At 53.5% G+C, this 25,609-nt stretch carries 14 protein-coding genes, 1 pseudogene and 1 CRISPR repeat array; of the genes and pseudogenes, 9 read left to right on the top strand and 6 right to left on the bottom strand.

All coding sequences use genetic code 11. From position 1 onward, the window contains the following. Positions 1-326 precede the first annotated feature (326 nt). The 8 genes from ileS to cas2 all read left to right on the top strand — a co-directional run bounded on the left by ileS (position 327) and on the right by cas2 (position 12,189). Positions 327-3,632 (top strand): mupirocin-resistant isoleucine--tRNA ligase, encoded by a 3,306-nt coding sequence (gene ileS, locus OGI63_RS11675; RefSeq protein ID WP_113736383.1) that lies wholly within the window; start codon positions 327-329, stop codon positions 3,630-3,632. 248 nt (positions 3,633-3,880) lie between these two features. Then, positions 3,881-6,298: a CRISPR-associated helicase/endonuclease Cas3 gene (locus tag OGI63_RS11670; RefSeq protein ID WP_011743511.1), complete on the top strand. Its 2,418-nt coding sequence runs from the start codon at positions 3,881-3,883 to the stop codon at positions 6,296-6,298. A gap of 263 nt (positions 6,299-6,561) precedes the next feature. Continuing rightward, positions 6,562-7,284 carry a type I-C CRISPR-associated protein Cas5c gene (gene cas5c, locus OGI63_RS11665; protein ID WP_011743510.1) on the top strand — a complete coding sequence of 241 codons (723 nt, stop codon included), beginning with the start codon at positions 6,562-6,564 and terminating at the stop codon, positions 7,282-7,284. 3 nt (positions 7,285-7,287) lie between these two features. Beyond that, complete coding sequence (locus OGI63_RS11660; protein WP_085347247.1) at positions 7,288-9,189, top strand: type I-C CRISPR-associated protein Cas8c/Csd1; 1,902 nt, start codon at positions 7,288-7,290, stop codon at positions 9,187-9,189. Between the two features lie 53 nt (positions 9,190-9,242). Beyond that, positions 9,243-10,088: a type I-C CRISPR-associated protein Cas7/Csd2 gene (gene cas7c, locus OGI63_RS11655; protein ID WP_003811034.1), complete on the top strand. Its 846-nt coding sequence runs from the start codon at positions 9,243-9,245 to the stop codon at positions 10,086-10,088. 34 nt (positions 10,089-10,122) lie between these two features. Further along, positions 10,123-10,800, top strand: coding sequence for a CRISPR-associated protein Cas4 (gene cas4 / locus OGI63_RS11650; RefSeq protein ID WP_011743507.1), 678 nt, complete (start codon positions 10,123-10,125; stop codon positions 10,798-10,800). Next, positions 10,800-11,831 (top strand): type I-C CRISPR-associated endonuclease Cas1c, encoded by a 1,032-nt coding sequence (cas1c, locus tag OGI63_RS11645; protein WP_003811029.1) that lies wholly within the window; start codon positions 10,800-10,802, stop codon positions 11,829-11,831. Before cas4 ends, cas1c begins: the two co-directional genes overlap by 1 nt. A 67-nt stretch (positions 11,832-11,898) precedes the next feature. Further along, positions 11,899-12,189 carry a CRISPR-associated endonuclease Cas2 gene (gene cas2 / locus OGI63_RS11640; protein WP_011743506.1) on the top strand — a complete coding sequence of 97 codons (291 nt, stop codon included), beginning with the start codon at positions 11,899-11,901 and terminating at the stop codon, positions 12,187-12,189. Between the two features lie 392 nt (positions 12,190-12,581). After that, a CRISPR array of direct repeats spans positions 12,582-18,259; the repeat unit is 33 nt; unit sequence GTCGCTCTCCTTACGGAGAGCGTGGATTGAAAT. Between the two features lie 142 nt (positions 18,260-18,401). Here cas2 and OGI63_RS11635 read toward each other — a convergent pair. From OGI63_RS11635 to OGI63_RS11620, 4 genes and pseudogenes are all read right to left on the bottom strand, one after another. Then, positions 18,402-18,839, bottom strand: a pseudogene (locus OGI63_RS11635) (ATP-binding protein); the annotation flags it as partial. A 30-nt stretch (positions 18,840-18,869) separates the two neighbouring features. After that, entirely contained in the window at positions 18,870-19,757 is an 888-nt protein-coding gene (gene istA, locus OGI63_RS11630) for an IS21 family transposase (protein WP_113736378.1), read from the bottom strand. Positions 19,758-20,591: 834 nt separating this feature from the next. After that, on the bottom strand, positions 20,592-20,921 hold the full coding sequence (locus OGI63_RS11625; protein ID WP_042990820.1) for a hypothetical protein: 330 nt from the start codon (positions 20,919-20,921) through the stop codon (positions 20,592-20,594). Between the two features lie 200 nt (positions 20,922-21,121). Next, complete coding sequence (locus OGI63_RS11620) at positions 21,122-21,430, bottom strand: type II toxin-antitoxin system prevent-host-death family antitoxin (RefSeq protein WP_033507555.1); 309 nt, start codon at positions 21,428-21,430, stop codon at positions 21,122-21,124. Between the two features lie 527 nt (positions 21,431-21,957). On the opposite strand from OGI63_RS11620, the gene OGI63_RS11615 reads away from it, so the two are divergent. Continuing rightward, entirely contained in the window at positions 21,958-22,902 is a 945-nt protein-coding gene (locus tag OGI63_RS11615; protein ID WP_021913247.1) for an isoaspartyl peptidase/L-asparaginase family protein, read from the top strand. Between the two features lie 135 nt (positions 22,903-23,037). Here the strand turns inward: OGI63_RS11615 and OGI63_RS11610 are convergent, their stop codons facing one another. Together OGI63_RS11610 and OGI63_RS11605 are read right to left on the bottom strand one after the other, a co-directional pair. Beyond that, positions 23,038-24,711 (bottom strand): peptide ABC transporter substrate-binding protein, encoded by a 1,674-nt coding sequence (locus tag OGI63_RS11610; protein ID WP_011743502.1) that lies wholly within the window; start codon positions 24,709-24,711, stop codon positions 23,038-23,040. Positions 24,712-24,869: 158 nt separating this feature from the next. Beyond that, a complete protein-coding gene (locus tag OGI63_RS11605) occupies positions 24,870-25,415 on the bottom strand; it encodes a DUF805 domain-containing protein (RefSeq protein WP_011743501.1) in 546 nt (181 codons plus the stop codon). Positions 25,416-25,609: the final 194 nt, after the last annotated feature.

Below are 25,609 nucleotides of genomic sequence, written 5' to 3'. Positions count from 1 at the left end.
GGACACCGTGCGGCTTTTCGCGTTTCTACGTTCGTACGGCGTGCTAGGCTGACGATTTGAAACGAAAAGCGATGATCCGTCATCAGCGGGGAGTTTCCGGAAGAACGGCCGACGCTTTCTGGCGAGGCTTAGTAGAACCGGCGGGGTCGGCCCGAACAGCCGAATGTCAAGCGGTCGTACGAGACCTGCGCAGGCGGACAACCTGCGTGGGAACAACAGGGAAGTGCGGCAAGCGAGGTGGTACCGCGGTGCCGGACGTGCGCGATCGCACGGAAGCCATCGTCCTCGTAAGGTAAGTAATGAAACCGCCAAACGAGGAGCATACGGTGAGCGAATCCACCAATCATGTGTATCCGAAGGCTGCTGCCGGCGAGCAGAGCGCCAACGTCGCGCCGAACCCCAGCTTCCCCAAGCTGGAGGAGTCCGTGCTCGACTACTGGGATAAGGACGACACCTTCCAGAAGTCCATCGAACGCCGTCCTTCCGGCGACCACAGCCAGAACGAATTCGTCTTCTTCGACGGCCCGCCGTTCGCCAACGGCCTGCCGCACTACGGCCACCTGCTGACCGGTTACGCGAAGGACGTCATCCCGCGTTACCAGACCATGAAGGGCCACCGCGTCAACCGCGTGTTCGGCTGGGACACGCACGGTCTGCCGGCCGAGCTTGAGGCCCAGAAGGAACTGGGCATCGACTCCGTCGACCAGATCAAGGAACTGGGCATCGACAAGTTCAACGACGCCTGCCGCGCGTCCGTGCTCAAGTACACGAACGAGTGGAAGGACTACGTGCACCGTCAGGCCCGCTGGGTCGATTTCGAGCACGGCTACAAGACCCTGAACATCACGTACATGGAGTCCGTGATGTGGGCCTTCAAGCAGCTGTACGACAAGGGACTGGCATACCAGGGCTACCGCGTGCTGCCGTACTGCCCGAAGGACCAGACCCCGCTGAGCGCGCACGAGCTGCGCATGGATGCGGACGTGTACCAGGATCGTCAGGACACCACTGTGTCCGTGGCCGTGAAGCTGCGCGACGAGGAGGATGCCTACGCCGTCTTCTGGACCACCACTCCGTGGACCGTGCCGACCAACTTCGCCATCGTGGTCGGTGCCGACATCGACTATGTCGAGGTGCGTCCGACCGAAGGCAAGTTCGCCGGCAAGAAGTTCTACCTCGGCAAGCCGCTGCTCGGCTCCTACGAGAAGGAACTCGGCGAGAACTACGAGATCGTGCGCGAGCTCAAGGGCGCCGAAATGGAAGGCTGGCGCTACTATCCGGTCTTCCCGTACTTCGCGGGCGACGAGAACGCCGTCGAAGGCAAGGTGCCGGGGCCGGAAGGCTACCAGATCTTCACCGCCGACTACGTCGACACCGTTGAAGGTACCGGCCTCGTGCACCAGGCACCGTACGGCGAAGACGATATGAACACGCTCAACGCCAAGGGCATCAAGAGCATCGACGTGCTCGACGCGGGCTGCAAGTTCACGTCGCTGTGCCCGGATTACGAAGGCCTGTACGTGTTCGACGCCAACAAGCCGATCCTGCGCAACCTGCGCGCCGGTGACGGCCCGCTGGCCCGCATTCCGGAGGAGCAGCGCGCCATCCTCTTCCAGGAGAAGAGCTACGTGCACTCCTACCCGCACTGCTGGCGTTGCGCCACCCCGCTGATCTACAAGCCGGTGAGCTCCTGGTTCGTGGCCGTCACCAAGATCAAGGACCGCCTGCTCGAACTCAACCAGCAGATCAACTGGATTCCGAACAACGTGAAGGACGGCCAGTTCGGCAAGTGGCTGGCGAACGCACGCGATTGGTCGATTTCCCGCAACCGTTTCTGGGGTTCCCCGATTCCGGTGTGGGTCTCCGACGATCCGAAGTACCCGCGCGTGGACGTGTACGGCTCGCTTGACGAGCTGAAGGCCGATTTCGGCGATTACCCGCGCGACAAGGACGGCAATATCAACATGCACCGTCCGTACATCGACGAGCTGACCCGCGTCAACCCGGACGACCCGACTGGCAAGAGCCACATGCACCGCATCAGCGACGTGATGGACTGCTGGTTCGAATCCGGTTCGATGAGCTTCGCCCAGTACCATTACCCGTTCGAGAACAAGGAAACCTTCGAACAGCACTTCCCGTGCGACTACATCGTGGAATACATCGGCCAGACCCGTGGCTGGTTCTACGTGCAGCACGTCATGGCGACCGCCCTGTTCGACAGGCCGGCGTTCAAGAACGTGATCTGCCACGGTATCGTGCTCGGCTCCGACGGACAGAAGATGTCGAAGCACCTGCGCAACTACCCGGACGTGAACGGCGTGTTCAACGACTTCGGCTCCGACGCCATGCGTTGGTTCCTCATGAGCTCGCCGATCCTGCGCGGCGGCAACCTGATCGTCACCGCTGATGGCATCCGCGACACCGTGCGCCAGGTCATGCTGCCGGTGTGGAGCTCCTACTACTTCTTCACGCTGTACGCCAACGCGGCCGGGTACGACGCGCGCAAGCTGCGTGCCGACGAAGTGGCGAAGCTGCCGGAGATGGACCGCTACCTGCTGGCCCGTCTGCGCCGCCTAGTGGAGAAGACCCAGCATGCGCTGGACAACTTCTACATTTCCGACGCGTGCGATGCGGCGAGCGATTTCATCGACGTGCTGACCAACTGGTACATCCGCAACAACCGCGAACGTTTCGGTGCCGGTGATGAGAACGCGTTCAACACGCTGTACACCGTGCTGGAAACCTTCATGCGCGTGCTGGCTCCGCTGGCTCCGATGGAGGCTGAAGCCGTGTGGCGCGGCCTGACTGGCGGCGAATCCGTGCATCTGGCCGACTGGCCGTTCCTTGCCGACGAGAAGACCGGCGAGACCACCGAGCTGGGTGCCGTGCTGCAGGACGATGCCAAGCTAGTGGACGCGATGGAGAAGGTGCGTGAGGTTGTTTCCGGCACGCTTTCCATGCGTAAGGCCAAGCAGATTCGCGTGCGCCAGCCGCTCGCCAAGCTGACCGTGGTGGTCGAGAACCCGGATGCGGTCGCCGCCTACAGCGACGTGTTGAAGGGCGAGCTCAACGTGAAGGATATCGAGTTCTGCACGCTGGAGGACGCCGGCTCCCAGGGTCTGAAGATCGTGAACGAGCTGCGCGTGAACGCGCGTGTGGCCGGCAAGCGCCTGCGTAAGGACGTGCAGTTCGCCATCAAGGCGTCCAAGAGCGGTGCCTGGCATGTGGACGCCGCCGGCGTGCCTGTGTGTGAGACTCCGAACGGCGAGATTGCGCTTGAGGAAGGCGAATACGAGCTGATCAACCGTGTGGAGGAGGAGAACGCGCAGGAGGCTGCGAACTCCGTGTCCGCCGCGCTGCCGACCGGTGGCTTCGTGATCCTCGACACCGAACTGAACGACGACCTGCTGGCCGAAGGCTACGCCCGCGACGTGATCCGCGCCGTGCAGGAGGCCCGTAAGGCCGCTGGCCTGGAAATTTCCGACCGCATCACGCTGAAGGTGACCGTGCCCGCGGACGATGTGGCCAAGGTCGAACAGTTCAAGGACCTCGTGGCGCATGACACCTCGTCCGACAGTGTAAGCGTCGAAGCCGGCGCCGAGCTGGGCGTGGAGGTTGCTAAGGTCTGAGGTGGTTGGCTGGGTGGCTGACTGACGATAGTATGTGGGGGTGTGTTTCTCCTGTCGAGTTTGGCAGGAGAAACACACCCCCTACTGCTATTTGTGTTGGGGCGTACTACGTATGCACAGGTATTTGGCGACGATAATCTTCGAATCAATCATACGGTAATCTTCGAATCAATCATTTCGTTTTTATCTTTTGCTGGAATGCGGTAGAGTAAAGACTATTCAGGGGGGTATCTGTAAAGGAGCAGGTTATGGTTCTATTAGCTCGTAAAGATGAGGAAGGCAATACTCAGACTTTGTATGACCATCTTCATGGTACAGGAAGATTGGCTAGTGGTTTCGAGGATGAATTCGCTGATATTTCACGTACGGCAGCCGTCTTGCATGATGTCGGGAAGGTTGCTCAGCAGTTCCAAACATATCTGTTATCGGATGATGGGCATAGGGGAGATGTGCAGCATGCCCGTCAAGGGGCGTTTGTCGTCAATGATTTTTTCGAGTCGAAAGGGGAAATTGAAGAGATAGCAAAGGAAATTCTTGAGCTTGCCATTTCTAAACATCACGGAGGTCTTCCTGATTGCATTGACGAGTCCGGGAATAGAGCTTTTCTTCTTGGGTTCACGGAGTCGGACAAAAGCAACGAGAAGTATGCGTATCAAGAAATCAAGCGGGGGCTTAACGGTTTGGCGCTCGATCTGCAATCGAATTTCCGAGGTTCAGCGGAAGATATCGCTTGTTTCCTGAAGAAAATTAAATCGCTGAGGCTGTCGAAAGATAGCATATACTTCTATCTAGGTTTGCTCGTTAAACTGATTTATTCGCGACTGGTGGATGCGGATAGGACGGATGCTGCTTGTTTCGAGACCCGAAAACAGTATCGGCCTAATGCGGTTGATTGGCAGAATCTGATTAGTCGACTCGATAAAAGCATGAGATCTTTTGATTCGAGTTCGGAAATAAACAGGATAAGACATCAGATTAATGAACAGTGTTGTTTGGCGGGGGCGCGGGAAACCGGGATTTATCGTTTGTCGATTCCGACTGGCGGCGGTAAAACGTTGGCGTCGCTAAATTTTGCGTTGCATCATGCGCTGAAGACAGGAAAGCACCGGATCATTTACGTGATTCCATATTTGTCTATCACAACTCAGACGGCAAAGACTTTCCGAGATGTACTTGGTCTGAGCGCCGATAGCGATGTTCTATTGGAGCATTACTCCACTGCAGGTATGCAACGTTCCGCTGATGTAGCGGATAATGCGTCGAGTGAGTTTGAGGATGCCGGGGAGCATCAGCGCAAGTTGGCGGCAGAGCGTTGGGACAATCCGATAATTGTTACCACTATGGTGGAATTCCTTGAGACTGTCATGTCTGCTCGCGGAACCAAACTCCGGAAATTCCATAATATGGCCGACAGTGTCATCATTTTTGATGAAATACAGTCGTTGCCGATGAACACAATCAATCTGTTCAATGAGATCGTCAGCTTCCTATCGAAGATTACCAATTCAACGATTCTTTTGTGCTCTGCGACGCAGCCGTTACTTGAAAAAACCAAACGAGAGAATCTGCTCCTTTCGGAAAAGCCTGATCTTATTGCTGAAACGGAAAGCTATGAAGACAAGCTTCGACGTACAAGAATCGTTGCTTCAACTGAAAATAAAAGCTGCGATGAACTAGGGCAGATTATTTATCAGCAGGCGCGGGAGAACGGCAATTGCTTGGCAATCGTCAACCTGAAAAAGGAAGCGCGTGAGATTTTCCAATGCTTGGAACGACTTGATGTGAATCATGAGTTTGAGCTGATTCATCTCAGTACTGCCATGTGTGGAAGGCATAGAACGGATTGTCTGAACAGAATCGGTGCGCTGCTTGATCCAGGCAATCCGAAACCTGTGATTTGTGTGAGCACACAGCTTATTGAGGCAGGTGTTGACATTTCGTTTGCTTGCGTGGTCAGGGCGATGGCTGGTCTGGACAGTATTATGCAGGCCGCTGGGCGCTGCAATAGGAATGGTGAATCGGTAGAACCAAAGAATGTGTATGTCTATCCATTGAAAGCTGAAGACAGCATGGAAAGGTATCTGCCGGATATCGCAATGGGTAAGCAGCTCACTTTACAGATTATGGAGAACTACCCAGGAAAGGATTTGCTGTCTTCGAATATTCTGGAACAGTACTATGACATGCTTCTCCGTAAGAAGGACGGTAATGGTAAAGGAGGCTATACGGATTGCCCAATTCGGGGAAGGGCGGAGGGAGCGACGACTGCTTATGATCTGTTGTCCTTCAACGAATGTGATCGATCTCAATTCACGAATACTACGGGAGGAAAGTACGGTTTGTGCTTTGCTCAGGCTTTTCAGACGGTTAGCGATAACTTCCATGTAATTCCGGATGTCACGCACAATGTTGTGGTCCCGTATGGTCAGGCGACTGAGTTACTTGATATGCTCCACAGGGGAGAATTACCCGAGAAAATCTCAGTGCTAAGGCGGTTGCAGGAATATACGGTTTCCCTGTTCGATGATGACTATCGTGGTTTGGCCAGGAAGCATGCAATCTCGTTAGCAAATGAGGATTTTGGAGTTTTCTTGCTGAATGAGGAATACTACAACGACAAGTACGGCGTAGTACGGGAGGCGGAGATGCCTCTCCTGCTGATGTAGGAAGGATGAGTGCTCTCTCGCAAGCTCCAAGGAGTATGCGAGAGAGCCGTAGTTTTTTTTTTGGGGGGGGGCAACACATATGCCAAATATATTTTCAATCCACATCGCTCTTGGCGCGATGACAGTGGGAATCCCACAGGCACAAGGATAGTCGATAAAGCGTATGCCGCGAAACGCCTATTAGATTCTATATATGGCATAAGAAATTTTTTGTGGTACGCTATTAACCAATAGCTTTGGAAGACCGTTTACAAAGGAGTTATATGGAACGGCATCGGAATTCAATCGAATATGAAGTTTGGGGTAGATACGCATTGTTCTCGGAAGTCGCCACGCGTGTTGGTGGAGAGAAGTACTCGTATCAGGTGCCAACGTATCAAGCATTGAAGGGGATTACGGAGAGCATCTATTGGAAGCCCACGTTTAAGTGGGTCATTGATGCTGTGCGAGTCATGAATAAGATTCAGACGGAGAGCAGAGGTGTTCGCACTATTGTGTACCAGCCCAAGAAAAAAAATGTTAAAAATGATCTTTCATACTACACATATTTAAAGGATGTGAGGTATCAAGTTCTTGCGCATTTTGAATGGAACGACCTGAGGGAGGAACTTGCTGATGATCGTGATGAAAACAAACATCACAACATTGCGATGAGGTCCGTGCGTCAAGGAGGCCGTCGCGATATTTTTCTGGGTGCTAGGGAATGCCAAGCTTATGTCGAACCGTGTGAATTCGGAGGGGGAGAAGGGTTCTACGACTCTTATGGAGAATGGAACATGGGATATATGTTTCATGGATTCTCGTATCCGGATGAGAATCCTGACCATAATCTGATTTCGCGCTTCTGGATGCCGATTATGAAGGATGGCGTTATCAGATTCGAATCACCGGATTCGCCGCTTCTCGATCGGCACATCGTTAGGCATGGTTTGAACGTTAAAGAATTCAACTTAGGCAAGAACGTTACATCAGTAGAGGAGGAGTGAACGATGAGTCTGTTTGGTAATTTGCTTACTACCTACGAAATGATACAGGGGGCGTCTGGTCAGACTCCTCATAGTGCAGAGAAAGATGGTGACGCTGACGCTGCGAAGAGGGCGCTGATTCCGTACGGGCATACGACTCTTCCGGTTTCGCTGACAGTGCTTGTGGACGCGAATGGTTGTATCAGAGGTGTTGCCAAGAGAAAGAGCACCATCATCATTCCTTGTACAGAGGAATCGATGGGAAGGACCATTAAGCCAGTACCGCATCCGCTGTTTGATCAGTTACAGTACGTCGATAGTGGGCGCAGTCCTGAGAAGACGAGCATGTACTTGCAGCAGCTTGCAAAATGGAAAGGTGATGACGCCAAGCTTGAAGCTGTTTTCAAGTGTGTGTCGGAGCATAGCATCAGCGAGGCTGCTGCGCATTATGGCGTGGAGCTAACGGATAAGGACGATAAAGCCGGTGTTTGTTTCGAGGTTCAAATCGGACTCGAAGATTCTGATTTATCGAATGACGTTGATATTCGGAATCGTTGGATTGCGTATCTGCAGCGTTCTCAACACAGGCTGGGGAAGGATGTTTTTGGCGAGGATCTTTATACGCCAACCACTAATTTCCCTAAAAAGGTAGTTAGCTCCGATGCCAATGCCAAGCTATTGTCTGCTAATGATTCTACGAATTTTACTTTTCGTGGACGTTTTTCCAGTAAGGAACAAGCTTTGCTGGTTGATAGTGCGTCCTCTCAGAAAATCAACTCCACTTTGCGGTGGTTGGTGAATAATCATGGAACGTTGACAGGCAATCAGGCTATCGTTGTCTGGGCAATAAAAAGACCTGAGGAAAAGCCCGTATTGAATCCGCAGTCAGGATCTTTTGATTTTGATGATTTCCTCTCGCCAATAGCTGACGAATCCAAAGCGCTTCATGACGACATCAGCGATGCGCTAAATGCGACAAATGTTCAGTATGCAAAAATTTTCTCAAGGGTTCTGAGAGGATATGAGGGTGCGGAGGATCTGAAGACGCACAATGATCCGATGGTTGTCGTCATCTTGGATGCTGCTACAACGGGGCGTTTAGGCGTAACGTTCTACTGCGAGCTTCAGAAGGACGAATACATTAAGCGCATACTGCAATGGCATGTCGATGCAGCTTGGCCTCTTACATTTTTCAAAAAAAGCATCGTGGAGGGAGCTGAGCGGGTTAATGTCGTTCAGTATGAAGGGGCTCCATCGTTCACTGACATTATCAACTGTGCTTGTGGCACGTCTGATAGGAGCAGCAAGAGCTATAAACGCTTCGCGAAAGATGTGAAGGAACGGCTTATTGAATGTATGTTTGGCGGAGCGCAATTTCCCATGTCGATTTTGAATGCCGCATGTCATAAGGTCACCAAGCCTATGGGATACGACAATATCAGGGTCTGGCGTCGTGATTTTGAAATCGCTTGCAGCCTATGGAAAAAACACTATATCGATGAAACAAGAAAACAGCATAGACAGGAGGACGTAATAACCATGTATCTTGAACCGAATCGAGATGATCGTGATTATCTGTATGGAAGGTTGTTGGCGCTTGCCGACAATTTCGAGGAAAGCGTCTTGCGTAAGCAGGGAGTCAAGGACCGTCCAACCAATGCAATCAAATTGATGAGCAATTTCACGGCGAAGCCCTATACGACGTGGGGCACATTGTGGAAGCAGCTTACGCCATACCTTAAATCGGCAAACGGTGGGTCCTGGTTCCGTAATGAAGTCGACGATGTTATGGCTTTGTTTAAGGAAGGGGATTTTGAAGATAATAAGGCGCTTTCGCCAATGTTTCTTCTGGGATATTCATGTCAGCGGAGAGCATCTAAGCGTAAAGCGCAAGAGATTTCTCAAAAAAATAATAGCAACAACTGACTTTTGTAATTATCAGAGTCGATTCATCGCCTATAAGTAAGGAGTATGTGATTATGGCAGCTTTGGAAAATAAGATTGATTTTGCGATTGCCTTTGCGGTGAATAACGCAAATCCCAATGGTGATCCGTTGAATGGTAATCGTCCGAGAACGACGTCAGAAGGGCTGGGTGAGGTTTCCGACGTCGCCTTGAAGAGGAAGATCCGCAACCGTCTGCAGGATGCAGGAGAATCAGTCTTTGTGCAGTCTGATGATCGTTCCGATGATGGTGCCAAATCGCTGTCGGACAGGTTCAATACATATCTGAAGACCTTGCCGAAGGATGAGCAGAAGCAGAAGAATGTAGTCTTCGGTAAGGTGTGCGAGCGTTGGCTTGATGTGCGGTCCTTTGGTCAGGTTTTCGCCTTTAAGAAGGCCAAGGATACCGATGAGGTTTCGATTGGCGTACGCGGACCGGTCTCGATTCAGCCGGCATTCTCCATTAATCCCATCGCAATTGACGATGTGCAAATCACTAAATCGGTCAACAGCGAGACTACGGATTCCGGTAAAAAATCATCCGACACCATGGGCATGAAGTATCGTGTCTCTGGACGTGCCGTATATGTAACTTATGGAAGCATTAGCCCCCAGCTGGCGGAAAGAACAGGTTTCAGCGCAGAGGATGCAGAGAAAATCAAGGAAGCTCTGGTCACGCTGTTCGAGAATGATGAGAGTTCGGCACGTCCGTCGGGATCGATGGAAGTGCTGGATGTCGTCTGGTTTGCACATAACTGCAAGGGGGGCCAGTATTCTTCGGCCAAAGTTCATCGTTCCGTTTCCGTTGACGCGGATGGAACCGTGAATGTAGATGACGCTTCCATTCCAGGCCTTCGCTACGAAGTAATCGAAGGCCGCTGATTACAGCGTCCAAGCCTAGATGAGAGGTGCTTATATGAAAGGGCCAGATGGTTATTCAGAAGCAGATTGGCTGGCCCTTTCGGGTATTCAGCATTTCTCATTCTGCAAGCGTCAATGGGCGCTTATTCATATCGAGCAGCTGTGGTCAGAAAATTATCTGACCACAGCGGGGCATCTGGAACATGAACGCGCCCACGATTATGCGGCTTCTGAATCTCGCGGCGATATGCTGATCATGCGGGATTTGAGAGTCTATTCGCGAGCGCTCGGCATAACTGGAGCCTGTGATGTTGTGGAATTCCATAAGTCTAATGATGGTGTTCCGCTTCACGGAAGAGATGGATTGTGGTTGCCGTATCCGATTGAATACAAACACGGCAAATCCAAAACGATTGATGCTGATCGTTTACAGCTATGCGCGGAAGCGATGTGCTTGGAAGAAATGCTCGCGTGTGATATTCCTGAAGGTGCTTTGTTCTATCAGCAGACAAAACGTCGTGAGCGGGTAAAATTTGACGAAGATCTTCGCAACATGGTCGAAGCTGACTTCTTGCAAATGCATGATCTTTTCTCCCGTGGATGGACTCCCAAAGTGAAACAGACCAGATCGTGTTCGGCATGTTCTCTACGGGATTTGTGCCTGCCTGAATTACGGAAGATGAAATCGGCAAAAGCATATATCGAAGAACGGCTCAAGGAAAGCGGGGAGTGATGAAGCAGCTGTTAAACACGTTGTTTGTGATGACAGAAGATGCCTATCTTGCCTTGGAGAACGATAATGTTGTGATTTATCAGAATGACCAAACCTTGGCGAAAGTGCCATTACGGTCAATTGAAGGAATCATGTGTTTCTCGTATAAGGGTGCTTCGCCTGCTCTTATGGGGCGCTGCGGCAAACTGGGCGTTTCTATGGCATTCTATTCACCGAGAGGTCATTATTACTGTTCCGTGTTAGGGGAGGAGAATCGTAATGTGCTACTTCGCCGTGAACAATTTCGAGTCGCGGATGACGAACAAAAATCTTTGCGTTATGCGAAATCTTTCATTGTTGGCAAGCTTTACAATGCGAAATGGGTGCTCGAACGCACGAAACGTGATCATGCTTTGCGGGTGAACATCGACCGACTTGCCGAGCAGAGCGGCAAATTGTCGGCGGCATTGTCAAAAGCTCGAAAAAGCTTGACGATTGATGAGTTGAGGGGTGTCGAAGGGCTTGCTGCCAAAGATTATTTCTACGCTTTTGACGATTTGGTTCTGAAGAATAAAGATGATTTCTTTTTCACCAGTAGGTCGAGGAGACCTCCGCTGGACAGGCTGAATGCATTATTGTCTTTTTGCTACTCCATATTGACGAATGATTGCATTGCGGCTTTGCAAGGTGTGGGGTTGGATCCGTATGTTGGTTTTATGCATACGGATCGGCCGGGGAGAGCCTCTCTGGCATTGGATCTAGTTGAAGAGTTTCGCCCGGTGTTGGCTGACCGCTTCGTTCTGACATTGGTTAATACAGGCGCTGTTAAGCCGGGGGATTTTGAAATACGGGAGAATGGCGGGGTGCTGCTGTCTGATTTCGGGCGGAAGAAAGTGCTTACGGCGTGGCAGAAAAAGAAGAGTGATCAGATTCTTCATCCGTTCCTGCAAGAAAAAATTTCGTGGGGATTGGTTCCGTATGTGCAAGCGCTGCTGCTAGCTCGATCGTTGCGGGGTGATCTTGATGATTACCCGCCATTTATGTGGAAGTAAAAGGTGCGTAGCTGTGTGTGGCGGTATGCGATGATTCGTGGTGATGTGTTATTGGAGGTGAAAAACCATGATGGTTGTGGTTGCGTACGATGTGAGTACGGAAACCCCTGAGGGGAAGCGTCGTCTTCGTTTGGTGGCGAAGACATGCATGAAATACGGACAGCGTGTACAGAACAGTGTTTTCGAATGCTCGGTGAGTCCTTCCGATTATCTGGTGTTGGTGCACGATTTGTTGAAGATTGCCAATATTGATGAGGACAGTCTGCGCTTTTATAAACTTGGCGCTCGATATGCGGATAGGATTGAGCGTTATGGGCATGAACGGAGTTTGCCGGTTAATGATGTGATGATGATATAGCACAGGGTAAAATGGCATGGTGTCATAACGATATGGTGTGGGGTATGCCGGGTTGAGTGTTTGAGTGTGACGTGTGACGTCCGGCATCTGGAGCGTGTTCTCTAGCCGGCGGTATTGTGGTTTCGGCAAGGTGGCCGGTCTTGAAATGGTGTTTGTGCGAAGTGGAAGCGCTCATGATGAGGGGTGCCTTTCGCACCTGAAAAACTGTCGAAATCCGAATTGTGATTTTCGTGGGCGTTTGAAAACTAAATAGTGGACATTAAAATGAGACAGAAAGACAGCTGCTCGTTTTAGGCATGTTGTTCGTCGTACCGGTGGTGTTGTTTGATATGCTTAAAGCCAAGCAGCTGGCTTGCGTCTCAGAAAGTGGACAAAAATGTCCAGCTGCACGGGTCGCTCTCCTTACGGAGAGCGTGGATTGAAATATGAAGCCACCCCCTCGGCTTGGGGAGCGTCCAGGTCGCTCTCCTTACGGAGAGCGTGGATTGAAATCTCACGAGATCGCGCAACGTCTCGATGATTTGGAAGGTCGCTCTCCTTACGGAGAGCGTGGATTGAAATAAAAAGGAAAATCTGTATTGGGGCAGCACCGTACAGGGTCGCTCTCCTTACGGAGAGCGTGGATTGAAATGGTACAAACGGTTACATCCCTTAGTTATCCGATAGGTCGCTCTCCTTACGGAGAGCGTGGATTGAAATGCTTTCGTATTGGCGACATCGTTGGCTGTGCGGTGGTCGCTCTCCTTACGGAGAGCGTGGATTGAAATTACAAGGTGCATCTTGATGCGGCACCAACCGACGGTCGCTCTCCTTACGGAGAGCGTGGATTGAAATTCCATAAGTGACGTCAGCCGAATCATGCCAGTCCGGTCGCTCTCCTTACGGAGAGCGTGGATTGAAATCGAGACTCCATGGGACGATGGGCGGAGTACATGGTCGCTCTCCTTACGGAGAGCGTGGATTGAAATCCCATTGGTCGCGGAGCCATGTGTTGAGCCGTGGGGTCGCTCTCCTTACGGAGAGCGTGGATTGAAATTATGACACCTTGGAAGTCTCTCAGACGCTTTTGGGTCGCTCTCCTTACGGAGAGCGTGGATTGAAATCTACCATACGCGCACATGCAATTCGAACCAGTCAAGGTCGCTCTCCTTACGGAGAGCGTGGATTGAAATACCTTGGACGAGGCGTTTAGCCTGACCGAAGAGGGTCGCTCTCCTTACGGAGAGCGTGGATTGAAATTCGAGGTTGGTCAGGTCGGTGAGCCGGTCGGCGAGGTCGCTCTCCTTACGGAGAGCGTGGATTGAAATCCGTACCTCGGCCGCCGTATACCAGCCGTCCGTGGTCGCTCTCCTTACGGAGAGCGTGGATTGAAATTCTCCCTTGATGGCGTTGATGAATGTGGCGTGTGGTCGCTCTCCTTACGGAGAGCGTGGATTGAAATTTGCAATGGCGACGACCACGTCGCGTACGAGGCCGGTCGCTCTCCTTACGGAGAGCGTGGATTGAAATACCGTCATGAAGGTTGGAAAATTGGTGATACCAGGTCGCTCTCCTTACGGAGAGCGTGGATTGAAATCAGGTCACTCAGGTTGAGCGGGAGGCTGTAGTTGGTCGCTCTCCTTACGGAGAGCGTGGATTGAAATGAGTTCAACGATGCGCGACTGCTGCGCGGCGATGGTCGCTCTCCTTACGGAGAGCGTGGATTGAAATCGCGACGAGGTCGGCGTGATGGTCGGACGTGGCGGTCGCTCTCCTTACGGAGAGCGTGGATTGAAATAGCCTGATTACGAGCGTTACCCGCAGGAGCGTCGGTCGCTCTCCTTACGGAGAGCGTGGATTGAAATCTACTGCGCGTCATGTCAGTCAGCCTCCCCAAGAGTCGCTCTCCTTACAGAGAGCGTGGATTGAAATTCCTTATCTTGGAACGTATTCCTGCTGGAAGTTGGTCGCTCTCCTTACGGAGAGCGTGGATTGAAATGAGATGAAGGATGGCGTTGAATCATGGCGGATGGTCGCTCTCCTTACGGAGAGCGTGGATTGAAATTACCATGTCCCGTCATTTTTACGCTGTTTATTGGGTCGCTCTCCTTACGGAGAGCGTGGATTGAAATGTCTCGCAAATGGCGCGATAGCCACGCGCCTGGTCGCTCTCCTTACGGAGAGCGTGGATTGAAATAATCCGGAATGCACCAGCAATTACTTCCAGGTGGTCGCTCTCCTTACGGAGAGCGTGGATTGAAATCTAACCGTTGGGGACAAGCCGTTTTTGAATGCGCGTCGCTCTCCTTACGGAGAGCGTGGATTGAAATTCGGCAATCGCAAATATTGCGGCGTAGAGGGAGAGTCGCTCTCCTTACGGAGAGCGTGGATTGAAATACATAAGTACCGCCGATACGGTTCACCAGCGCCGCGTCGCTCTCCTTACGGAGAGCGTGGATTGAAATACATAAGTACCGCCGATACGGTTCACCAGCGCCGCGTCGCTCTCCTTACGGAGAGCGTGGATTGAAATCGCCATTGAGCTTTCAGATTCACTTTCTGGCAGAGTCGCTCTCCTTACGGAGAGCGTGGATTGAAATATCTCCCGCCGCCACCACAACCTCATGCGCCACCGTCGCTCTCCTTACGGAGAGCGTGGATTGAAATAAGCGCAAGATGGACGCCGATGCGTGGGGAGCGGGTCGCTCTCCTTACGGAGAGCGTGGATTGAAATTCTCGCAGCACCAGCATCTTGACTTTGCGTATTTGTCGCTCTCCTTACGGAGAGCGTGGATTGAAATCGTCTGTTGACGAAGTTTTTCTTGCGCTTGCATGGTCGCTTTCCTTACGGAGAGCGTGGATTGAAATTTATACCGGTGCAGGTACGTCGTGCAGACATCCAGTCGCTCTCCTTACGGAGAGCGTGGATTGAAATGTCTTCACGCCCGAGGTGATCGCATCGTGGAAGGGTCGCTCTCCTTACGGAGAGCGTGGATTGAAATTCCGACACTCGCCTCTACAATTCCCGCGAGGAACGGTCGCTCTCCTTACGGAGAGCGTGGATTGAAATTTGCCGGCTCCGAGCAGCGCTTCGGCCACTTGGTTGGTCGCTCTCCTTACGGAGAGCGTGGATTGAAATGGCTTCGTCTACGACCTCTTCCCAGAAGAGGCGCACGTCGCTCTCCTTACGGAGAGCGTGGATTGAAATAGGGTCAGCAGCGACCCGTTGCGCTCGGTGTGGCGTCGCTCTCCTTACGGAGAGCGTGGATTGAAATAATGGGGTTCTCTCCGATCCAGCCGTGCTCCAAAGTCGCTCTCCTTACGGAGAGCGTGGATTGAAATAACGTGTCCGGCATTCCGACGTTCGCGCAGCAGGTCGCTCTCCTTACGGAGAGCGTGGATTAAAATGCCAATGGAGCGCATGGCGGCCGGTGGTGTCTGCCGGTCGCTCTCCTTACGGAGAGCGTGGATTGAAATGTCGATGTACGAGGTGCGTTCTTCATATTCGAGTCGCTCTCCTTACGGAGAGCGTGGATTGAAATTTGCTGGCATCCGCCTCTTCCCAGTTCGTGCTAGTCGCTCTCCTTACGGAGAGCGTGGATTGAAATATTCAGCGCGTTGAATACGTCAACGCTCATTGCACGTCGCTCTCCTTACGGAGAGCGTGGATTGAAATTATATCCCCAACTACAATGAGGCAGGGGCGGACAGTCGCTCTCCTTACGGAGAGCGTGGATTGAAATATCAAGCCTGAGCCACGCCATAAGCATCAAGCGAGTCGCTCTCCTTACGGAGAGCGTGGATTGAAATATGGATGAAGAGGAAGAATCCCAGCACATGCGAAGTCGCTCTCCTTACGGAGAGCGTGGATTGAAATTACGACACTCTGGAAATCTCTCAGACACTCTTGTCGCTCTCCTTACGGAGAGCGTGGATTGAAATCTCTTGACTTTTGGCGTTCCAATAGAACGCGGGGTCGCTCTCCTTACGGAGAGCGTGGATTGAAATTCGTACGCGGTTATGGCGCTTTCCCGCGCCTGTATGTCGCTCTCCTTACGGAGAGCGTGGATTGAAATGTCAAGACCGCAGCGCAGGATACCGTCGTTGTCAAGTCGCTCTCCTTACGGAGAGCGTGGATTGAAATCAGAACGGAGCCATTCCCTGCCAGTCGGCATGCGTCGCTCTCCTTACGGAGAGCGTGGATTGAAATATGCAGTTGGTGTCCGACATGGTCGGCGGCCTGGTCGCTCTCCTTACGGAGAGCGTGGATTGAAATCATGACGGTGCGGTTGGTGCCGTCCTGTGCCTGGGTCGCTCTCCTTACGGAGAGCGTGGATTGAAATATCGAAGGCACCGAAGCGGGCCATAATACTCTGCGTCGCTCTCCTTACGGAGAGCGTGGATTGAAATGCCGAGCATGGCGACATGATTCGCCCGCAATACGCGTCGCTCTCCTTACGGAGAGCGTGGATTGAAATTGCTTATTGCGTCATGTGCGGCTGCATTTCCCGAAACGTCGCTCTCCTTACGGAGAGCGTGGATTGAAATAGCGCCGACCTGACCAAGGCGCAGCTGAACCCGGTCGCTCTCCTTACGGAGAGCGTGGATTGAAATCGGTGAAGTTCGCCACGGCATGATGATCGATGACGTCGCTCTCCTTACGGAGAGCGTGGATTGAAATTCCTTTAATGGTGGGTGGGCAGTCTTAGTCGCGTGTCGCTCTCCTTACGGAGAGCGTGGATTGAAATGTGCTTCCCGGCCACACTCCCCCGGAACCCGAAGTCGCTCTCCTTACGGAGAGCGTGGATTGAAATCGCTTCGGACTGTTCCATCGTCAATGGACGCCAGGTCGCTCTCCTTGCGGAGAGCGTGGATTGAAATATCGTGAGTTTCCCGCGACTCCACGCTCTCAATGGTCGCTCTCCTTACGGAGAGCGTGGATTGAAATTCCAAGCCTGCCGCATATCCGAATGACGGTGGCCGTCGCTCTCCTTACGGAGAACGTGGATTGAAATTCCGACCTGGCCGCGGACGATCAGGGAGGATACGGTCGCTCTCCTTACGGAGAGCGTGGATTGAAATTTGCGCCATAGCTGACGAAAAGCTGCTTCCACGCGTCGCTCTCCTTACGGAGAGCGTGGATTGAAATCACGGTCGAGTCGCCCACGTCCATCACGCCCAGGCGTCGCTCTCCTTACGGAGAGCGTGGATTGAAATGGTTTGACCGGCTACGCGATTCGCGTCACGGGCAGTCGCTCTCCTTACGGAGAGCGTGGATTGAAATCTGCCGCAGCGTGACGAGCTGGTCACGCAGGATATGTCGCTCTCCTTACGGAGAGCGTGGATTGAAATTAAGGACGAATCATGAGTATCACCATAGAGAATCGTCGCTCTCCTTACGGAGAGCGTGGATTGAAATCACAAGTCTCGCCTATAACTTAGGACACTAGAGGTCGCTCTCCTTACGGAGAGCGTGGATTGAAATATCTGAGTTGCGCTTGGCATGCGCCTCTGATATTGTCGCTCTCCTTACGGAGAGCGTGGATTGAAATAATAATAGTTTCGCCATTTGCCGACGCTCTCCGGTGTCGCTCTCCTTACGGAGATCGTGGATTGAAATGGGTTGACGTACGTGGCGGTGCCCGTCACGGTAAGTCACTCTCCTTACGGAGAGCGTGGATTGAAATATCGTAATTATCGGAATTGCGCGGGGTTTCCATGTCGCTCTCCTTACGGAGAGCGTGGATTGAAATTAGGTGTAACAGTGTATGCAGTGGTTTTTGGAGTGTCGCTCTTCTTACGGAGAGCGTGGATTGAAATGAGTTTGGGAAGCTCGTATCTGACGGCCTCGCTATGTCGCTCTCCTTACGGAGAGTGTGGATTGAAATAACGGGGTAGTACTGAAATACTGCATGGCGCGGTGGTCGCTCTCCTTACGGAGAGCGTGGATTGAAATATCGCCATGCAATCATCCGACTACCTCGCGGTCGGGTCGCTTTCCTTACGGAGAGCGTGGATTGAAATATCGACCATAATCAGTCTCCTTACCAGTAGAGGGGTCGCTCTCCTTACGGAGAGCATGGATTGAAATCGACCGGAGCGGGTGCGCGGCGGCGCTCTGGTGTGTTTCTGCAAGTTGGCATCCACAGTATAGGCACTATTTTTCAGCAGCATAGGCAGCTGGTCTCCAACAGAAACTGCGACGTCGGAATCCGCCACCCTTTTCTTCCTAGCTATCTGGTCATGAGGGCGTGCTCGCTACGGTAGGAGCCTCCCTCGAATCTGACGAGCCTTCCGTGGTGCACGGTGCGGTCGATCAACGCGGCGGCCATGTTCTTGTCGCCGAGCACGCGCCCCCAGCCGGAGAACTCGATGTTCATGATATGGGCCATGCTCCGGGTCTCGTAGGAATCCGATATGACCTGGAACAGGAACCTGGAGCCCTCCTTGTCGATCGGCATGTAGCCGAACTCGTCGATGATCAGGAGCCTCGCCCTGGCGATCTGCCGGAGCTCCGTGTCGAGCCGGTCTTCCCGTTTCGCGCGGCGCAGCATCATAAGCAGCCCGGTCGCGGTGAAGAACCTGACAGGTATCGCGCGCATGTACGCGAGCCTGCCCAACGCGACCGCGAGATGCGTCTTGCCGGTGCCGACGGGCTCGTAGAGCACGAGTGGATTGGCAACAGCGTGTTGGACGGTTTCTTAGAGGACGAGTCCCTGTTCGGTGAATTCCTTCGGGCTCCGGTATCCGAGGGCGGAGCGGAGCCGCTGGTTGTCGGACCACCACACGTAGTCGTCGGGGTCATGCCTCAGTCGCTCGATCGTGGTGCAGTGGTTCCGGTACACGAGCTCCTTCTTCAGCGGCCTGTTCGTCGATTCGACCACGGCGTTGTCGTAGGGGTTGCCCTTGTGTGACAGCGATTTTTTGATGTCGAACACGTCGAGCACCGCGGCGGGCGTCACCTCGCCCCTCGCGTTCCTGCGTCCCGCGCCGGTGGCGTTGTCCATGACGATCACTGGCGGGACTCCGCCGATGTGCTCGAACACCTCGACCAGCCCGTGGCACAGGCATTCCGCGTTCTCCCCGGGCAGGCTCGTCACGTACCGCATGTTCGAATGGGGGAACGTGACGACCAGGCAGTGGTCGTCCACGAGCTCGCCGGCGATGCGGGCCTTCGCCACGCCGAAATCGATCTGCGCGACGCCGGGCGCCCAGACGAGCTCGCCGTATCCGTCGGAACCTCTCCGGTTCGCCTCGCGCCAGCGTCTCACGTACTCCGGCGTCGTCGTGTACTCGCCGTCGTACTCGGTCTCCGCGCGGAGCCTGTCGTGCACGCGTTTGGCGGTGTGGCGCTGCTTGCGTGGCGGCCTGCGGTCGGCCTCGAGCCATCCGTCGACCAACGCCGCGTACGGGTCGATCTTGGAGCCGCGGCGCCTGTCCGTGGGCGGTTTCGGCGTCATGTCGTCCATGTCGGCGTATTTCGCGACCGTGGCGCGGTCCACGTCCGGCCTCCTCGCGATCTCCGACCTGGACACTCCCTGACGGTCCAGTCTCCTGATATCTTGCTGTTTGGGCATCGGTATCGCCATCGTCCTTTCCTTCCCGAGCGCCGCCGGTTGCAGCCGGCGGATTCGTTTTTGGGCTGCGTCTCGGGAATATACAGGCACGGCGGGCTGGTGCCTGTTTTCGTCTGGGCGGTCATATGGTGCAGTTCCTGATGGAAACCAGCGGCCCCATACTGCGGAAAAACAGTGCAGAAATTGCTTAAGAAAAATTGAAGCAAAACACGAAAGGAGGATGTATGTTTAATCGTGGCAAGTCGCATCCCATACGGGATGCGTGGATTGAAATTTCTACGATCACGGAAATTCGTAGACGCGGTGCGTCGCATCCCATACGGGATGTGTGGATTGAAATACGATAAGCGTGTACGACCGGACCTTCACTACCGGTCGTATCCCATATGGGATACGTGTATTGAGATGGTCCGCTTTTGAACTGCCGTTTTTTGATTTATCGCTCACTTCACATGACATATGTCGGTTTGGTCAGTTAATTTGTGAATATTCGACCATACGACTAGAGTGGCCTGTGGCTTTCCGGTCGGCTTCTTTGCTGGCTGGAAGTTTTGCACAGACTTGATTTGTATCTGCCGTGTGCCTGCGTTGTATTTACATCGCGCCAGCATGTGTGCGGAAGCAGATCGCAAGCGAATGGTTCTCAGTACCATCCATGTGAGTCAAGCACACATCTTTTGAGAAGCAGTCGCGATGCCGGGAGTCGGGTTCGTCGTAATTCAAACGTCGCGTCCGTTCCCGGTTTTTTATCTGGCATACGGTGTCACTGCGGGAAGTGAGAATGAGTTCCGCGCCCGCTACGATGAACAGTGCAAACGATTATTACTTGTGTGTGTGGGGGGCGTTCTAATCTGCGGATGGCGGAATCAATTTACCCGATTGGTGCTCATCTTCGCGTTCTCGCAGGTAATCGCGAAATTGTTCGTATTCCTCGTCGCACCAAGGATTTTCATCATGAACTTGTCCAAACAAGGTGATCATATCCTTCGGAGGAGTGAGGTTGAACTCGATGATGGCGTCAACGCCATTTTCGACTGGCACTCCCGGTCCATCATGGTCAAGGATGTCTTGATCGAGATTGGCGTCGTAGTTGTATCCATGGTCTCTTAGAAATGAAATCATCATTTCCGCAAGACGTACATAACGGTCATATTCCGGCCTGCCGAACGCTGCCATTTCAGTCAGCTCCTCGTGTGATTGATAAATCGCCTTTGTGCATGGATACTGCTCCGACCAAAAGTGAAACCTGTACGTATCGCAATGCCATCCACTATATTCAATCTGGCTGTGCAAGACGTCGATTTCTTGATTTCATACAACCTGCATCGCCATATCAAAATATACAAAATTGTCCACTTGCCGGTTGTTGATGGACCTTATTCGAATTCTGGTTCAAAACCGTCATCAATCGGCTCATAATCTTCGCCGAATACGTCTGCATCGGTTAGCAGTGTGCTGTCATCGTTGCGTAGGCGTTCCACGGCTTTGCGGTATAGCGCGAAATTTTCTTCAGCCTGAGTGAGCCGGCGATAGTCGGCGGGCGTGATTATGACCGCGCTGGGCTGATTGTTTTTGAGTACGACGACTGGATGGTTGTCGCCCACCTGACTTAATGCTTTGCTTGCTCCGCCGTGGTTAAGGCTGGTGACGGAGACCATGCTGTCAAGGATCGATGCGGCTGACATGTTTCTCCTCTGCGAGATTTGAAAACGCATAAAAAAGTATACGAATAAGTATACGAATATCCATTTATTGTCAATCTATCAGTCGCATCGCATGTGCGTTAGCTACACTTATCCGCATAAGTGTAGCTAACGTTAAAATAAGCTACATTTATCTCGATAGGTGTTGCTTACGAGAGTTTTTGCGATGGATAATTATTCAGCCATTTCGATATACATGAATCCGTAGGGGCCACAACGACTTGTGTTTCCGATTTACAAGCGTGGCTTTGCTTAAGAACGTGATTTTGTCCGGGGAACGATGCGCTTGACACATACTGGCACTACCAACGGAGGAGCACCATGAAATACGAGATTGCGATTTGCAAAAGTATGAAACGTAAGAAAGGACGCAGTCGCGCTTCGATATGTTTTTGATTGCGTAACGGCGCGACGGCATCGCTTTTGCGCATGTCGGGCGCTTCGTTGCCGCAACCGGCGTAAGATATCTGCGAATGTCAAACATAAGCGAGATATCTGAAGGAGAGAAGATGTCAACAAACGAAGCAGCATTGCCGCAGTCGACGGTCCGGGTTGCCCAGGCTGATCCGGATGGAATCCTTCTGGTGATCCACGCAGGCGCTGGCAATCGCGGCAAGAAGGACACGCCGGAACGTCGCGCCCAGGTGGAGCAGGATCTGAACAGGGCCCTTGAAGCCGGCTATGCGCTGCTGGAACAGGGCGCTCCGGCCGAGGATGCCGTCTGCGCGGCCATTCGTGTCATGGAGGATGCTCCCGAATTCAATGCTGGCCGTGGTGCCGCGTTGACGAGCGAAGGCATCGTGTCCATGGATTCCTGCCTGATGACCGGCGTTGACGGCGAAGTCGGCTCCGCATGCGGTCTGACCACGTCCAAGAACCCGATCAATGTGGCGCGCGCCATCAAGGAGAAGACCAAGCACGTCATGTTCGCCAAGCCGGGCGATAACCTGCTCAAGGAGTGGGGCATCGAACTGTGCGACAGCGAGTACTTCATCACCCCGGCCCGTCAGGAATCCCTGCGTGAGGCGCAGTCCAATGGCGACGAATGGGAGAAGCATGGCACCATCGGCGCCGTCGCACGTGACGCGTCCGGCAATATCGCAGCCGGCACCTCCACTGGCGGCATCACCAACCAGATGCCGGGCCGTGTTGGCGATTCGCCGCTGCCGGGTTGCGGCACTTACGCCAACAACGATTCCGTTGCAATCTCCTGCACCGGCATCGGTGAGGCGTTCGTCAAGGAAGTCGCCGCACACCAGGTTTCCGACCGTGTGCTGTATGCCAAGGAAGATCCGGTCGAGGCTGCGAAGGCCGCGCTGGACGGTGTGGCCCGTCACCACGGCGACGGTGGCATGATCGTCGTCCCCGCCCATGGCGACGGTGCGATGGTGTTCAACAGCGAGATGATGAACTGCGGTTGGAAGTCCCCGAAGGGCAGCTACGTGCAGAGCTGACGCCATAGGTTTGACGCCGTAAGCAAATAAACGAAACGGCTGTAAAACGCCGAGTGGGGGTTCGAATCCATTAAGGATTCGAACCCCCACTCATTTTTCGTTGCCGATTGGCAGCGAAACGTCACAACGAAGCCGTCACTTGGTGATGGTGTTGTAGGTAGGCAGGTTGGTGTAGTCGAACGACACGTTCTTCACGTTCGTTGCGGACACGGCCGCGACGTTGTCGTTCCACAGCGGAATCACCGGCAGGTCGTTGGCCAGCACTTCCTGGGCCTTGGTGAAGTCCTCGGTGCGCTTCTTCACGTCGGTCTGGGCGAGCGCGGCGTTCAGGAGCTTGTCGAATTCTTCGCTCTTGTAATCGCCATCGTTCGAACCATGGCCGTCGGCGGAGCTGGATGCGTACAGCGGGTTGAGGTAATCCTCGGCGGACGGGTAGTCCAGCATCCAGCCGGAACGGAACGCGGTCTTGATGGTGCGGTTGGTCACCTGGTTGCGCACGTCGCTGAACGTGGCGTACGGTTCGCCGGCGGCGTCGATGTCGAGTGTGTTCTTGATCTGGTTGCACACGGCGTCGACCCATTCCTTATGGCCGCCATCGGCATTATAGGCGATTCGGAAGTTGCCGGACCATGGCTTGATGGCATTGGCTTTCTTCCACAGTTCCTTGGCCTTGGAAGCGTTGTACTTCAGGTTGTCGCCGTTCTTCTCCAGCTTCTTCACATATTCGGGGACGAGCGGTGAAGTGAAATCGGTGGCCGGGGTCTTCGTGTTGTTGTAAACCTTCTTGACGATCTGGTCGCGGTTGATGGCCATGGAAATGGCCTGACGACGCAATTGGCCTTCTTCGTCGTTGCCGAAATGCTCAAGACGTTCCGGAATGACGAAGGACTGGAATGAGGATCCTGCCTGGCTGTAGGCGATCACGCTGGAATCCTGACGGAAGGTCTTCACCGCGGACTGCGGAATCTGATCCATCACGTCGAGGTTGCCGGACAGCACGTCGGAGTAAGCGGAATCCTCATTCGTATAGACGCGGTATTCGATGCCGTTGTTGGATACCTTGCGACTGCCCTTATAATCCTTGTTCGGCACGATGATGATGTTCTTGTCATGCGACCAGGACTTGAACTTGTACGGACCATTGCCAATCGGAGCCTGACCGAACTTCTTGATGTCCTTAAATGCCACGCTCGGCAGCGGGAACATGGATTGGTGCGCGAGCTTGGTCGGGAACACGGAATCAGGCTTGTTCAGCTCGACGACCAGCGTGTAGTCGTCCGGAGTGGAAAGACCGGAAAGTGTGGCCTTCGGATCGACGTTCGGATCCTGCAGCTCGTCATAGCCCTTGATGGTGGAGAAGCGGCTCGAGGTCTTCTGCGCGTTCTTCACATTGGCGGCGAAACTCCAGGTGTCGGCGAAGGAATGGGCGGTTACTGCCTCGCCGTTGGTGAACTTCCAACCCTTCTTCAGTTTGATCGTGTACTTGGTGGCATCCTCGTTCGGGGTGATACTCTCGGCGACTTCGAGATGTTGCTTGCCCTTCGCGTCGAAGCTCACCAGACCTTCGAACAGGTAGCGGATGACCTTGCCGCCGCCCATTTCGTTGGTGTCGCTCGGAATCAGACCGTTCTGCGGCTCGCTGTTGTTCACGGAAATCAGCGAGGTGTCGCTGGAATTGCTGGTGGCGGCGTTGTCATCGGATGACGAGCGGCACGCGGCGACCGACATCAGCACGGTTCCCGCCGCGGCCATGGCGACCAGGCGGTGGAGCATGTTTCTCTTCATTGTTTTCTCCTCTGATGTTGACATTCCGTCGCTTATGACGGCGGAAAGACAATAGACGTGATTATAGGAGTTTTGTTAACCGAGCTCACTGCTCTGTCTCAATGTGAGATGGAACGTTTCCATACAAAAGGGCTAAGAGGGTAATGCAGGGAGGGAAGAGGGGCGGGATGCCGCTGAGAACATCAGTCGAAGCGGACGCCCTCGGGCTTGCTGGGCAGCGAGTACAGGAATGCTTGGATGATCAGCGAGATGCCGGCCATGCCGAGGCTGACATAGAACAGCGTGAGCAGCATTCCCGGGAAGCTGTTCGGGTCATGAAAGTCGAGTTTCGGTGGCTCGTGGGGGATGACCATGATCATGCCGATTTCGATGATGACCAGGCCGAACGCAATGACGACCAGCATCGCAAGGGCCAGAATGGTGCCGACGTGCCCAAGCAGAAACCACCAGCCGGTGCGGTTGGCATCATGCAGCCTTCTGAAGGAGATGGCCATGATCGGTACCATGGTGGCCAGCATCCACAGTATTCCGGACACCGTTCCGGCAGCCGGAATAAGGAATATCAGCACGCTGACCGGAATGAAGAACAGCATGGCGAGCCAGAACTCGCGTCTGCTGGAACGCCCCCGAAACTCCATGTAGCCGATGAAAAAACGTTTGACGGCATCAATGAAACCGCAGTGGTAGTCGGGCGTCCATGTGCCGTTGCCGCTGTAGGGGAATCGCATATTCGTAAAGCCTTCTTCTCAATGAAACGCATACGCTGGATTCGCGTCGCGCGTCCACCGACGGTGGTGTGCGGCCATCGTAACATGCTGCTATTCGCCCATAGCGCAACCGTTGCAATCGCAATGATTCGGCGGATTTTCCCGCAATATGGCGTGTGTGGCCGCCCATAGCGTCGGTCACACACGAAAGACGG

It is taken from the genome of Bifidobacterium sp. KRGSERBCFTRI, assembly GCF_025908335.1.
This window is presented reverse-complemented; position numbering and strand designations above follow the sequence as displayed.